General features: G+C 65.8%; 6 protein-coding genes. 2 read left to right on the top strand and 4 right to left on the bottom strand.

The genetic code is table 11. The features are described from left to right. Window positions 1–94: 94 nt before the first annotated feature. Window positions 95–3,439 (bottom strand): ATP-binding protein, encoded by a 3,345-nt coding sequence (locus tag BMZ70_RS02535; protein ID WP_092269482.1) that lies wholly within the window; start codon window positions 3,437–3,439, stop codon window positions 95–97. A gap of 83 nt (window positions 3,440–3,522) precedes the next feature. Between BMZ70_RS02535 and BMZ70_RS02530 the strand changes: the two genes are divergently transcribed. Together BMZ70_RS02530 and BMZ70_RS02525 are read left to right on the top strand one after the other, a co-directional pair. Beyond that, window positions 3,523–8,010: a DEAD/DEAH box helicase gene (locus tag BMZ70_RS02530; RefSeq protein WP_092269479.1), complete on the top strand. Its 4,488-nt coding sequence runs from the start codon at window positions 3,523–3,525 to the stop codon at window positions 8,008–8,010. Between the two features lie 57 nt (window positions 8,011–8,067). Further along, on the top strand, window positions 8,068–10,044 hold the full coding sequence (locus tag BMZ70_RS02525) for an AsmA family protein (RefSeq protein ID WP_092269477.1): 1,977 nt from the start codon (window positions 8,068–8,070) through the stop codon (window positions 10,042–10,044). Here the strand turns inward: BMZ70_RS02525 and BMZ70_RS02520 are convergent. Genes BMZ70_RS02520 through BMZ70_RS02510 form a run of 3 tightly spaced genes read right to left on the bottom strand, consistent with a single transcriptional unit; the run spans window position 10,041 to window position 14,213 of the window. Beyond that, entirely contained in the window at window positions 10,041–11,375 is a 1,335-nt protein-coding gene (locus BMZ70_RS02520) for a sigma-54-dependent transcriptional regulator (RefSeq protein ID WP_092269474.1), read from the bottom strand. The genes BMZ70_RS02525 and BMZ70_RS02520 overlap by 4 nt on opposite strands. Further along, the gene (locus BMZ70_RS02515; RefSeq protein ID WP_092269471.1) at window positions 11,372–13,183 is read right to left on the bottom strand and encodes a sensor histidine kinase; all 1,812 of its coding nucleotides are present in this window, start codon (window positions 13,181–13,183) and stop codon (window positions 11,372–11,374) included. The genes BMZ70_RS02520 and BMZ70_RS02515 overlap by 4 nt, the downstream gene beginning before the upstream one ends. A gap of 34 nt (window positions 13,184–13,217) precedes the next feature. Then, window positions 13,218–14,213: a porin gene (locus BMZ70_RS02510; RefSeq protein WP_092269468.1), complete on the bottom strand. Its 996-nt coding sequence runs from the start codon at window positions 14,211–14,213 to the stop codon at window positions 13,218–13,220.

The following is a 14,213-nucleotide window of genomic DNA, read 5'->3' as shown; positions in this document are numbered from 1 at the left end:
AAACCCTCCCGGTGACTATACGTCAATATAGTTTCCAGAAGAGTTAAGCGAAATTGCACCTTCGTATGCCAACTCATACTAAGGTTTATGCTCCTTACAGCAGGGCCAGGAGGCGTGTCAGGTCAATCGGTTTGGTCAGGTGCTGTTCAAAACCGGCGTTCATGGCCTGCTGGCGGTCGGTGTCTTGCCCATAGCCTGTCACGGCGAACAGGCGCATGGACTGGGCGCCATCCAATTCGCGCAAGCGCGTCGCCAGTTCATAGCCGTCCATGCCCGGCAGGCCGATATCGAGCACGCTCACATCGGGACAAAACTGCGGCGCCAGCATCAATGCTTCCGGCGCGCTGAACACCACCTTGACCTTGTGTCCGAGCAGTTCCAGCCCCTCGCCCAGTGCGCGCGCCGCGTCCTCGTTGTCGTCGACCACCATGATCGCCAGACCGCCTGGCACAGTGTCGTACTGCAGCGGGGTCACGCCAGCCGCGTGGTGCGCGGCTTGCTGCAGCAACGACATGCGCACTGTGAAGGTGCTGCCGCAGCCGATGCCGCCGCTATGGGCCTCGACACTGCCGCCATGCAGCTCCATCATGCTGCGCGCGATCGCCAGTCCAAGCCCCAGCCCTCCCTGCGAACGGCTCAAGGCCTGTCGCTCCTGCGTAAAGCGTTCGAAGACGACACCCAGCATCTCAGCCGCAATGCCGATGCCGTTGTCCTCCACCTCCACCACCACCTGTTCACCATCACGCCAGGCCCGCACGGCGAGCTGCCCTCCGGGCTCGGTGTACTTGGCGGCGTTGGTCAGGAGGTTGGATAGCACCTGCGCAAGGCGTACCGGATCTGCCAGCACGGCCAGGCCGGACGGCGCCACATCCAGCGCCAGTTGATGGCGACGTTGTTCGATCAGCGGGCTGGCGGTTTCAATCGCGCGCATGACCACTTCCGCTACTTCCACCGGCTTGCGCTGTAACTGCACCTTGCCTTCGGCCACCCGCGATACATCAAGCAGATCGTCCACCATCGCCACGAGGTGCCGGGTCTGGCGCTCGATGATGTCGCGTTCCTTAATCACCACATCGCTGCCGCGCAGGCGCATCAACTGCAAGGCAGTGACGATGGGCGCCAGCGGATTGCGCAACTCGTGGCCCAGCATGGCCAGGAATTCATCCTTGGCGCGGTTGGCCGATTCCGCCGAGCGCCTGGCGGCACACTCCACCATCCGCATGCGCTGGCGCAGGCGCAATACCTCGATGCGCGCCGCCAGCTCGCGGCCGGAAAACGGCTTGATCAGGTACTCGTCGGCACCGGCCCGCAAGCCTTCCAGACGGGCTTCCTCGCCGGCGCGCGCCGACAACAGCATGAACGGAATGTCACGCGTGGCAGGTTGGGCGCGCAACGCCGCCAGCAAGCCAAAGCCGTCGAGCCGCGGCATCATCACATCAGACACGATCAGGTCGGGCGGATGACGCTCCACCGCCGCCAGCGCTTCGACGCCGTTGGTGCAGACCTCCACCTGCCAATGCGGCTGCAGCAGCCGTTGCAGGTAGCCGCGCATGTCGGCGTTGTCGTCGGCGATCAGCAGGCGGCCGTGCGGCGCAGTGGCCACATCGGGGCCGGCTGCCACTTCGTCGTCCTCAGGCGCCGCGCCGCCAGGCTGCGCCCAGCCTTCCACTTCCGCGACATAGGCTGCGACGGTGGATGCCAGTGGCGAAGCCGGTGTGCCAAGCTGCGCCGGCGGCAGATGGGCGGATCCCAGCGGCAGCGTCACGCTGAATACCGTGCCGCGTCCGACCACGCTCTCGACCTCGATCCGGCCGCCATGCAGCAGCACCAGGTCATGCACCAGCGCCAGGCCGATGCCGGAACCTTCGTGGGTCCGCGCGCGTGCACCCTCGACGCGATGAAAACGGTCAAACAGCAGCGGCAACTGGTCGGCCGGAATACCGGTGCCGGTATCGGCCACTTCCAGCCGCAGTTGCCCTTCGGCGATGCGCTGACGCACCTGAATCTCGCCTTCAAAAGTGAACTTGAACGCATTCGACACCAGGTTAAGCACGATTTTTTCCCACATCACCGGGTCGACATACACCTGCGCCTCCAGCGCTGGACAGTCCACTTCCAACCGCATGCCCGCGCCTTCAATCGCCGAGCGGAAGCTGCTGGCCAGGCCCGCAGTCAATCCCGCCAGATCGACAGCGGCAAAGCAAGCCTGCGCGCGCCCGGCCTGCACGCGCGAAAACTCCAGCAGCGTGTTGACCAGCTTTTGCAGCCTTAGCGCATTGCGCTGTATCAGCAGCAGGCGCTCGCGCTGCACCGGCGGCAAAGGCACCCTGCCGTCCTGCAGCGTGTCATTGACGGGCCCCAGCAACAGTGTCAGCGGAGTGCGGAATTCGTGACTGACATTGCTGAAGAACTGGGTCTTGGCGCGATCCAGTTCGGCCAGCATATCGGCACGCATGCGCTCCTCCTCGGCGGCGCGCGCCTGGCGGATGGCGTTGGCAGTCTGCGTGGCGACCAATTCGAGAAAGCTGCGATAGTCTGCATCCAGCCGCCGCGCCGAGCTAACGCCCAGCACCAGCGCGCCGATCGCGCTCTCCGGCGTAGAATCCGGCAAAGGCAGCACCAGCGCCTGCTGCAAGGGCTGCTGCGCCAGGCCGAGCGGCAGCCCGCGTATGGCGGCGTTGTCGAGTGCCACCACACGCGGCGCAGCGCCGGCGATCACCGCGTCCACCGCAAACAGGGCGCGCGCATCGTCCATATCCGGGTGGGTGGCTTGCAGTAGTTGCGCCGGTTCGGCATCACCGTCGCCGGCCAGGTACAGCTGCGCAAACGGCAGGTCGTCGGGATTCTCGCCGATTGCGGCAAGCGCCATAGCACAAGCGCGCTGCACGGTCTTTTCCTGCAGCGCCCTGGTCCCCATATCCGACACCGTGTGCAGCCGGCGCGCGTTCAGGTAACGGCTGGTGACATCGAGATTGGCGCAAAACAGGCCGGCCACATTACCCGATTCGTCGCGCACCGGGCTATAGGAAAACGCGTAAAAGCACTCTTCGAGGAAGTCGCTGCGGCGCAGGAACAGGCGCACGCCATCGGTCATGGTGACTTCGCCATGCGTAAACACCCGCTCGACCAGCGGGCCGCAAAAATCCCAGATCTCAGCCCACACCTCGGCGGTTGGCCGGCCCAGCGCCCACGGGTGCTTGGCCAGGCTAAGGACATTGATATAGGCGTCGTTGTATAAAAACGTCACCTGCTCGCCCCAGCCCATCCACATCGGCTGCGGCGAATTGAGCATCAGGCTGATCACGGTTTTCAAGCTATGCGGCCACGCAGCGATCGGCCCAAGCGGCGTGCCGGCCCAGTCATGCGCCCAGATGCGCGCGCCCATCTCACCGGGCGCGGTCAGAAACCGGGGGACATCATGCGGCGTGTAAGTGGACATGGCTCGCTTGCTTCATGATTTAAAATGTTTCCAAGCTTATCATTCGTAGAAACAACGCCGTGTTTGATTGACTTGGCTCTCCCATGAACGACGCCCTGCACCCCGCCGCCCTGTATCGCTTCCATCCCGCCGTGGCGGCGTGGTTCGATGCCGCCTTCCCCGGCGCGACGGAGGCGCAGCGGCGCGCCTGGCCGCTGATCCAGTCCAGTCAGACCACGCTGGTGGCGGCGCCGACCGGCTCGGGCAAGACCCTGACCGCATTTTTGGCAGCCATCGATGCGCTGGTGAGCGAAAGCCGCAGCGCGCCGCTGCCGGATGAGACGCGGGTGCTGTACGTGTCGCCGCTGAAGGCGCTGTCCAACGATATCCGCGTCAACCTGCTGGCGCCACTGGAAGGCATAGGCCGCGAGCTGGAAGTTACCGGCCAGCCGCCACACGGCATCCGCGCCGCCGTGCGCACCGGCGACACCTCGCAGGCCGAACGCAACGCCATGCGCAAGCACGCGCCACACATACTCGTCTCGACGCCGGAATCGCTGTATGTGCTGCTTGGTTCGGACAGCGGGCGCACCATGCTGTCCAGCGTGCGCACGGTGATTGTCGACGAGATTCACGCGGTGGCGGGCGGCAAGCGCGGCAGCCATCTGGCGCTGAGCCTTGAACGGCTGGACGCCTTGTGCGCGCAGCCGCCGGTGCGGATTGGATTGTCGGCCACGCAGAAGCCGATATCGGCGGTGGCGCAGTTCCTGGCCGGCACCGGGAGGCCATGCGCGGTGGTCGATGTGGGCCACGTGCGGGCGCGCGACCTGAATCTGGAACTGCCGCCGGTGCCGCTGGAAGCGGTGATGCCGAACGATGTGTGGGACCGCGTCTACGACCGGCTGGCCGAGTTGACTGTCCAGCACCGCACTACGCTGGTGTTTGTGAACACGCGGCGCATGGCCGAGCGCATGGCGCGCCATCTGGCGGATCGTCTCGGCGAGGAGCACGTGGCGGCGCACCACGGCAGCCTGGCCAGGGAGTACCGGCTGGATGCGGAGCAGCGACTCAAGCGCGGCGAATTGCGGGTGCTGATCGCCACCGCGTCGCTGGAACTGGGCATCGATATCGGCGACGTGGATCTGGTGTGCCAGATTGGTTCTCCGCGCAGTATCGCGGCCTTCCTGCAGCGGGTGGGACGCTCGGGCCACCAGGTGGGTGGCTTGCCCAAGGGCCGGCTGTTCCCTACTTCGCGCGATGACCTGATCGAGTGCACGGCGCTGCTGGACTGCGTGCGGCGCGACGAACTGGATGCACTGCGCATTCCTCAAGCGCCGCTGGATGTGCTGGCGCAGCAGATCGTCGCCGAGGTGGCGTGCCGCGAGTGGAGCGAGGATGGCTTGTATCACATGCTGCGGCAGGCGTCGCCGTATGCGCAGCTGGAACGCAAGCGGTATGACGATGTGCTGCACATGCTGACCGACGGCTACACCAGCCGCCAGGGCGTACGCGGTTCGTACCTGCATCGGGATACGGTGAGCGGCACGCTGCGCGGACGGCGCGGCGGCAAGATGACAGCGGTGATGTCCGGCGGGACCATTCCGGACAACGCCGATTACACGGTGGTGCTGGAGCCGCAGGGCCACAATATCGGCACGGTGCATGAAGACTTTGCGGTGGAGAGCCTGGCGGGCGATGTTTTCCAGCTTGGGAATACCTCGTATCGCATCCAGCGTGTGGAGGCGGGCAAGGTGCGGGTGGAGGATGCGCACGGCGCGGCGCCGAATATTCCGTTCTGGCTGGGTGAGGCGCCAGGGCGCAGCGATGAGTTGTCGCTGGGCGTGGCGCGCTTGCGCGGCGAGATTGATCGTTTGCTGGCGTCTGCCGAGGGCGAGGCGGCGATTGAGTCTGCGGTGGATTGGCTGGTTGAGCATCTTGGCTTGCAGGATGCGGCGGCGCGGCAGATTGCCGAGTATCTGGCGCGTTCACGCTCGGCGCTGGGTGCGCTGCCAACCCTCGATACGCTGGTGATGGAGCGCTTCTTCGATGAATCGGGCGGCATGCAGCTGGTAGTGCACTCCCCGTTCGGCAGCCGCGTGAACCGGGCCTGGGGGCTGGCCTTGCGCAAGCGCTTCTGCCGCACGTTCAATTTTGAATTGCAGGCGGCGGCGACGGAGGATGCGATTGTGCTGTCGCTGTCGGACAGTCATAGTTTTCCGCTGGATGAGGTGTGGCGCTATTTGCGCTCGACTACGGCGGAGCATGTGCTGGTGCAGGCATTGCTGGATGCGCCGCTGTTCAATGTGCGGTGGCGCTGGAATGCGACGGTGGCGCTGGCCCTGCCGCGCTTTACGGGTGGACGCAAGGTGGCGCCGCAGCTGCAGCGCATGAAGAGCGATGATTTGCTGGCGGCGGTGTTTCCGGATCAGGCGGCGTGTCTTGAGAATATAGTCGGCGAGCGTGAGCTGCCGAGTCATCCGCTGGTGGATCAGACGCTGGATGATTGTCTGCATGATGCGATGGATTGCGAGGGCCTGCTGTCGCTGTTGCGGCGGATGGAGGCTGGCGAGGTGCGCTTGGTGGCGCGCGATTTGCCTGCGCCCTCGCCGCTGGCGATGGAGATTTTGAATGCGCGGCCGTATGCGTTTCTGGATGATGCGCCGTTGGAGGAGCGGCGCACGCAGGCGGTGATCAATCGGCGCTGGACCGATCCGGCATCCACGGACGATATGGGCGCGCTGGATGTGGGCGCGATTGCGGCGGTGGCGGCGGAGGCGTGGCCTGCTGTTCGCAGCGGCGATGAGATGCATGAGGCGCTGATGTCGCTGGCCGTCATCACGCCGGCGGAGGTCGTGCGGGAAGACGGCTGGCAGGAATGGATAGAAGGTTTGGCCGCCGCCGGCCGCGCCATGCGCCTGCGCGATGCGGACGGCGGCGCCGACCTGTGGGTGGCCCGCGAGCGCCGCCCCTGCGCACTCGCCGTCTGGCCCGGCGCGATCGGCGGTGCGGCAGGCGTGAGCGACGGTACGGTGGTCACGATGGGCGTCACAGGCGGCGGCATGGCGCGCGCGAGCGACGCTGCGGTGGCCGCGACGGGCGGCGCGGGCGATGGTGCGGCGGACGGGCGCGGCGAGGAGTGGACGCGGGATGCGGCGCTGGTGGAGATTTTGCGGGCGCGCTTAAGTGGCTTCGGGCCGCAGACGGTGGCGGCGATTGCCGAACCGTTGGCGTTGACGCCGTCCACGGTTGCCATCGCGCTGGCGCAGCTGGAGAGCGAGGGCTATGTGATGCGCGGCCGCTTTACGCCCGGCGCCACAACGGAGGAATGGTGCGAACGCCATCTGCTCGCCCGCATTCATCGCTACACCATCAAGAGCCTGCGACGCGAAATCGAGCCAGTCGAGCGGCAGGACTTCATGCGCTTCTTGTTCGAGTGGCAGCATCTGGCGCCGGACGCGCAGTTGCAAGGCATCGACGCCCTGCCCGAGGTGCTGGCGCAGCTGGAAGGCTATGAGGCCGCCGCCGGTGCATGGGAAAGCGAACTGCTCGCCCTGCGCCTGCGCGACTATTCCGCCCTGTGGCTGGATGACCTTTGTCGCGCAGGGAAAATCGTATGGACACGCGTCGGTGCGCCAGCCAGCGCGGCCGGTGGCCCGGTGCGCAGTACGCCGCTGGTGCTGCTGCCGCGCCGCCAGCTGGCGTTGTGGCACGCGTTGCCCGCCGTGGCGGCCGAAGTGGAAGTCTCGCCACGCGCCGCCCGCGTGCTGGAAACACTGCGCCGCGACGGCGCCATGTTCTTCGACGAACTGTCGCACGATGCCCGACTGCTGCCGGTGGAACTGGAGAACACGCTCGGCGAACTGGTCGCCACGGGACTGGTCAACGCCGACAGCTACGCCGGCCTGCGCGCCATGCTGGTCCCGGCCAACAAGCGGGCGAGCAACGACAAGCGTCGCCGCCGTGGCGCCGGCCCGACGATGGAAGAAGCCGGCCGCTGGGCGCTGGTCCGGCGCGGGGACGGCGTCAGCATCACCGTCCGTCCGGTCGAAACCGCCCTCGCCCCGGCTTTGGCCGGCAGCGCAGCGCCGGCGGCCGGGCGCACGGCGGCGACGGCTGGCCGCAAGGCGCGCACCGAACCTGAAACGCTGGAGCACATTGCCATGACGCTGCTGCGCCGTTATGGTGTGATGAGCTGGCGGCTGCTGGAGCGCGAAGCGGCGTGGATGCCCAGCTGGCGCGAACTGCTGCCGGTCTACCATCGCCTCGAAGCACGCGGCGAGATTCGTGGCGGCCGCTTCATCGCCGGCATCTCGGGCGAACAATTCGCCCTACCAGAAGCCATCCCGCTGCTGCGCGAGATGCGCCGCCGGCCGCACGACGGCAGCTACGTCTGCATCTCCGCCGTCGACCCGCTCAACTTGTGCGGCACCCTTCTGGCAGGCGACAAAGTCCCCGCGCTGGCCGGCAACCGCCTGCTATTCAGGGACGGCGTCCCCGTCGCCACGATGGTGGCTGGCAAATTCCACTACCCGCCCGATACCCAGGACCGCGAAACACTGCATGCCTGGCTGGTCGGCAAGCCCCCGGTTTAACCCTTCCGTGGCATACCGCACATAACGCCAGCCGCGCGCGGCGTAGCATCGGTGAGCATGAAGATATCACGCCCACTCAAGATCGTACTCGGCCTGTTCGCCACGCTGCTGCTGGTGATGGTGGCATTCGTCATATTCGTGCTCGCCTTCGACTGGAACCGCGCCCGCCCGTGGATCAACCAGCGCGTCTCCGACAGCATCGGCCGTCCGTTCGCCATCAATGGGGACCTGCGCGTGCAATGGGAACAAGGCGATGCCAGCGAAGCGGGCTGGCGCCGCTACGTCCCGCGTCCACGCATCAGCGCCGCCGGCGTCAGCGTCGCCAACCCGGCGTGGAGCAGCAGTCCGCAACTCGTCAACGTCGGCAGCATTGTGGTGGCGCTGCATCCGTTGCCGCTGCTGCATAAGGAAGTCGCCATCACCGACCTCGCCGTCGACAAAATCAATGTAGATGCCGAGCGCCGCGCCGATGGCAGCAACAGCTGGACTTTCAAGGATAACGGCCCGGCCACCTGGGAGGTCGACATCCAGCGCTTGACGCTGGGCGAAGGCAAAGTGCGCTACCTCGACGACACCATCAAACTGGACCTGCGGGCCGAAGCCAGCGGCATCAACGACGGCGCGGATGCACAGAAGTACGGCCTGCGCTTTGACCTCAGCGGGAGCTACCGCAACGCCCCGGTCACCGGCGGCGGCAAGGTCGGCAAAGTGCTGTCCCTGCGCGACACCCACACCAACTTCCCGGTGCAGGCCAGCGCCAATCTGGGCAAAAACAAAATCGCCATCGAAGGCCTGGTCACCGATCCGCGCGCCCCGGCGGGCCTCGACCTGAAGCTGTCGCTGGCCGGCGCCAGCATGGCCGACCTGTATCCGCTGACCGGCGTGCTGCTGCCGGAAACGCCACCCTACGCCACCACCGGCCGCCTAATCGGCAAAAAATCCGGCGCCGCATGGAACTGGACCTACAAAAACTTCACCGGTACCGTCGGCGGCAGCGACCTGGAAGGCACGCTGGCCTACACACCGCGCAAGCCACGCCCGTTGCTGACTGGCGCCATCACCTCGCGCCAGCTGCGACTGGAAGATCTTGGACCCACCATCGGCACCAAGGAGACCAAGGCTGGCAAAGCCCTGCCGGCGGACCAGTTCAACACCGCCAAGTGGGACGCGCTGGACGCCGACGTCAAATTCTCCGGCAAAAAACTGATCCGCACCCACGACATTCCGCTACAGGACATCGACACCCACATCCGCATGACTGACAAGGTGCTGACACTGACGCCGCTCAACTTCGGCATGGCCGGCGGCGACATCACCTCCAACATCAAACTCGATGGCCGTCAAAAACAGATCGACGCGCAAGTTCGCATGGCCGCGCGCCACCTGAAAATCCGCCAGCTGTTTCCGAAACTGGAATCGATGCAGGCCAGCGTTGGTGAAGTGAGCGCCGACGCGGCGCTGGCCGGCAAAGGCAATTCCGTCTCCGCCATGCTGGCCACCTCCAGCGGCGAGTTGGGCGCCACCGTCAGCGAAGGCTCGGTCAGCAAATTCGTGCTCGAAGCGGCGGGCCTGAACATCGCCAACCTGGTGTTCGTCAAACTGTTCGGCGACAAGCAAATCCAGTTGAACTGCCTGGCCGGTGACTTCGTGGTGGAACACGGCAAAGCGCAAACGCGCCGCTTCGTGGTCGACACGCAGGAAGCCGTCATCAACGTCAGCGGCAATGTCGACATGGCGAAGGAAACGCTGGACTTCGACGTGCGCCCGCAAACCAAGGGCGTGCGCATCATCTCCCTGCGCACGCCGCTGTACGCCAAGGGCACTTTCACCAATCCGGACGTGGGGCCGCAGAAAGGCCCGCTGGCGCTCAAGGCCGGCGCCGCCGTGGCGCTGGCGACCATCGTCAATCCGGTGGCGGCGATTATCCCGCTGGTCAATCCAGGCAAGGTCGATCCGGTGGACTGCCCGGCCCTGCTGGCGCAAGCCAACCAGACTCGCACGCAGGCCAAGACCCAGCCGCTGAAAAAGCCTTAAGGCTTGTAGCCGTCAGCGGTCAAGCCGTACTTCTGCAGCTTGTAATACAGCGTTTGCTTCGGCACGCCCAGCGCCAGACTGACTGCGGTGACGCTGCCGCCGGCCTTGCGCAGTTCCTGCTCGATCACCGCGCGCTCGAATCCGCCCACCTGCTCGGCCAGTGGCACCGGCGCCATGCTGCGCTCCGACAGCAGGCCATCTGCACCGCTCGACAGCCCAAGCACGTAGCGCTCGGCGATGTTGCGCAGCTCGCGCACATTGCCCGGCCAGTTGTGCGCCATCAGCGATTGCATCAGGGCGCCCGGCACCGGCGGCGCCTCGCGCTTGTAGCGCGCTGCTGCGCCGAGCAGGAAATGCTCGAACAGCAGCGGGATATCTTCACGCCGTTCCCGCAACGGCGGCAGGTTCAATATGATGAGATTCAGGCGGTAGTACAAATCGCTGCGGAATTTCTGCTGCTCCGACCATTCCTTGAGATCGACCTTGGACGCGGCAATCACGCGCACGTCCACCGGCACCGGTGTGTTGGAACCCAGCCGTTCGATGTAGCGCTCCTGCAGCACGCGCAGCATCTTGACCTGCAAGGCCATCGGCAGGCTCTCGATCTCGTCGAGGAACAGCGAGCCGCCCTCGGCATGTTCGATCTTGCCGATCTGGCGCTTGCTGGCGCCGGTGAAGGAACCGGATTCGTGGCCAAACACTTCGCTCTCGAAAATCGTCTCCGGAATCGCGCCGCAATTGAGCGCGACAAAGTGGCGCTTGTGACGGCGGCTGAACTGGTGCAGGCAGCGCGCCACCATCTCCTTGCCGGTGCCGGTTTCGCCATAGATCAGTACATCGGCCGGCTCGTCGGCCAGGTCGAGGATGGTCCGGCGCAAGGCCTGCATCGGCGCGGAATCGCCCAGCAAAGTGGCTTCGATGCCCTCGCCATGCTCGATGCGGTGCCGCAGCGCCGCCACTTCCAACATCAGGCGGCGCGTCTCCTGCGCGCGCTGCACCACCTCGGCCAGTTGTTCGGACGAATACGGCTTGGCGATGAAATCGTAGGCGCCGTTGCGCATGGCGCCCACCGCCATGCTGATATCGCCGTGGCCCGTCACCAGCACCACCGGCAGTTGCGCGTCGATGGCCTTGGCCGCCGCCATGAATTCCAGCCCGCTCATGCCGGGCAGGCGCACATCGCTCACCACCACGCCGGCGAAACCGGGCGTGATGCGCGCCAGCGCCGGTTCGGCGGCGGCATAGGCTTCCACGTCGAAGCCCGCCAGATCCAGCGCCTGCGCGCTGCCGGCGCGCACCGCGTCGTCGTCTTCGATCAATAATACTTTCATGTTGTTCCTTGCTGCGCGAGTGGCAATTCAATGATAAACCGGGCGCCTGTGTCGGCGGCCTCCGCCCGCAGTTCGCCGCCGAATTCGCGGATGATCTGCTCGGAGATGGCCAGCCCCAGTCCCAGTCCCTTGCCCTGCGGCTTAGTGGTGAAAAACGGTTCAAACAAATGGGCGCGCACGTCCTCCGGCAGCCCCGGGCCGGTATCCTCGACGATAATCAGCGCCCGTCCATGCGCGCTGCGGACGCTGGCGACCAGCTCGCGCACGGCGCTTCCTTCCATCGCATCGAGCGCGTTGGTGAACAGGTTGACCAGCACCTGTTCCAGGCGGTTGGTGTCGCACAGCGCCTGCACATTGGCATCGCGGGCCTGCAAGCGGAAGGTCACGCGTTCCTGTTCGATGCGCCGCTCGACCAAAAACAGCGCCGCATGGATGGCCGCTTCCAGCGGCACCGCCGCCAGACTCGCATCGGCCTTGCGCGCGAACTGGCGCAGCTGCCCGGTCAGGGTTCCCATGCGCGCCACCAGCTGCGAAATGGTGGCCAGGTTGCCGCTGGCCTCCTCCAGCCGTCCGCGCTCGATCAGCACCCGCGCGTTGTCGGACATGGTGCGCAAGGCCGTCAGCGGCTGGTTCAGTTCATGCGTGATGCCGGCCGCCATCTGGCCCAGTACCGCCATCTTGCCCGCTTGTACCAGCTCGCTCTGCGCGCGGCGCAGCTTTTCCTCGGCCACGCGGCGCACACTGTTTTCCTCGCTCAGGTGCTGCGTCATCTCGCGCAGGCTGACGGTGCGTTCGGCCACCATCGCTTCCAGCTGCGCGCGCGTCTGCGTGCGCTGGCGCAGGTACAGCACCAACAGCAGCAACAGCGCCTGCACCAGCAGCGCAAACAGGAAGACGTTGCGGGCACTGGCGCGCACGCTGTTCAAGTCGGACAGATACACGAATTTCCAGTGACGCGGCGCCAGCGAGTGCGTCTGGCTCAACACCGGTGTGCGCTGGTCTTCCGGCAGAGTGACAATGGCGGCATCGCCATCGAGCCGGCGCAGCTCGCGCATGCCCAGCGGCGCCAGCGCATGGCCCGAGTACTGGCGTGAAGCCTGCAGTTCCTTTGCCACCTCCGGTGACAGCGGCGCCAGCGTGCGGTACTTCCATGCCGGCACCGAGCTGAGGAATACGACACCGTTGGAGTCGGTCAGCAGCACCTTGCCGGCCCCCTGCTCCCAGCCGCGTTCCAGCCGCTCGATATTGACCTTGACGGTCGCCACGCCCAGCATGCGGCCGTTATGGTAAATGCCATGCGCGAAAAAATATCCCGGCTCGCCGTTGGTCGTGCCGACGCCGTAGAAACCGCCGGGCATGCCGCGCAAGGCATCGCGCACGTAGGGGCGGAAGGCCACGTGGTCGCCGACAAAACTGTAAATCGAGCGCCAGTTGCTGGCGGCCTGCGTCACGCCGTCCAGATTGACGATATAGATCGTGGTGGAGCCGGACTGGCGATTGAGCTGCTCGAGGTAGGCGTTGACCTCATCGCGCAGCTCTTCGTCATGGGGACGTTCCAGCAGCGCGATGACGTCCTTGTGCAGCTCCAGGGTACCGGGCAGGAAGTCGTACTTGGACAGCAGATTTTCCAGGCTGACCGCATAACCGTCCAGCCGCTGCGCCCCGGCCAGCCTTAGCTTGTCGGTGGCCGCGTCACCAGCCCAGCGTCCCGCCAGCCCGGCCAGCACCAGCGCGACCGCCAGCAGCAGCGCGCCCAGCGCCAGCCGGCGAGCCCGCCGAATTGGCGGCCCGCTGTCCGATATTGCCATAGTCTCCCCTGCGTGTTCTCATTTGTAGTTGGTATTAAAACACATGACGTACACCCAGGTTAACCCCGGTGGCGCCGGAACCGCTGTCCGCCGCCGTGCCAACGCGGAATTGCGCACCGTTGCTGTTGCGGATATGGCCATACGCCGCGTACAAATCTGTGCGGCGCGACAGCGCGTGGCTGTAGCCGATGGCAGCCTGCCAAGCATTCTGCCGCATCGCCGACGCATCGTGATGATCGATGACGGAGAACAGCAGCTTGTCCGTGCCGCTCAACTGCGCGGCCACGCCCAGCAGGACATCGCGGCTTTGCGCGCCCAGCAGATCACGGTTGCGCGCCAGCGCCGCGTGGCCGGTGACTGCGCCGAAACGGTAGCGCGCCACCAGCATGGTGTTGCGGCTGTGCGCCGTGCCGGTGGCGTCGTCGTGCTGCTGGTGCGCCAGCACCACGGTCAAGGCGCCCTGCTCATAGCTGCCGCTGGCGCCGAGGTAGCGGTTCTTGCTGCTGTCGCCCGGCGTTTCTCCCATGCCGTACTGCACATCGGCCGAGAAGCCAGCCACGCGCGGCGTGATGTACTCCACCGCGTTGTCGATGCGTGTGGTGCCGTCGAAAACGTTTTGCGCATTCCCCGCCATGCCGGTGGCGAAAGGGTCGGCCACGTTGTTGAGCGTCTTGTAGAACGGCGTGTACTGGCGGCCGATGCTGAGCGTACCGGCGTCGCCGCTCAGGCACAGCAAGGCCTGCCGGCCGAACAGCGCGCCATTCTGCTTGGTGGCGCCGGTATCGATCGAATAGCCGTTTTCCAGCACAAAGGTCAGCATCGTTCCGCCGCCAAGGTCTTCCTTGCCTTTGAAGCCTAGACGGGAGCTGGACGCGACGCCGCTGCCGATTTTTTGTACCGCTCCGCCGTCGCCGCCGCGCTCCAGCACCAGGCCGGCGTCGGCCACGCCGTACACGCTCAACGACGACTGGGCCTGTGCGGCCGCCGAAACGAAGATCAGCGCCAGGGTGCGCATGACGTTTTTCTGCAT

The sequence above is a fragment of the Duganella sp. CF402 genome, from assembly GCF_900109645.1.
Lineage (GTDB): Bacteria > Pseudomonadota > Gammaproteobacteria > Burkholderiales > Burkholderiaceae_D > Rugamonas.
The sequence above is the reverse complement of the archived record's forward strand: the minus strand, read 5'-3'. Positions and strand labels throughout refer to the sequence as shown.

Excerpts from the sequence above, each read along its gene's own strand:
- BMZ70_RS02530 (WP_092269479.1), top strand. The coding sequence starts at position 3,523 with ATGAACGACGCCCTGCACCCCGCCGCCCTGTATCGCTTCCATCCCGCC.
- BMZ70_RS02520 (WP_092269474.1), bottom strand. The coding sequence starts at position 11,375 with ATGAAAGTATTATTGATCGAAGACGACGACGCGGTGCGCGCCGGCAGC.
- BMZ70_RS02510 (WP_092269468.1), bottom strand. The coding sequence starts at position 14,213 with ATGCAGAAAAACGTCATGCGCACCCTGGCGCTGATCTTCGTTTCGGCG.
- BMZ70_RS02515 (WP_092269471.1), bottom strand. The coding sequence starts at position 13,183 with ATGGCAATATCGGACAGCGGGCCGCCAATTCGGCGGGCTCGCCGGCTG.
- BMZ70_RS02535 (WP_092269482.1), bottom strand. The coding sequence starts at position 3,439 with ATGTCCACTTACACGCCGCATGATGTCCCCCGGTTTCTGACCGCGCCC.
- BMZ70_RS02525 (WP_092269477.1), top strand. The coding sequence starts at position 8,068 with ATGAAGATATCACGCCCACTCAAGATCGTACTCGGCCTGTTCGCCACG.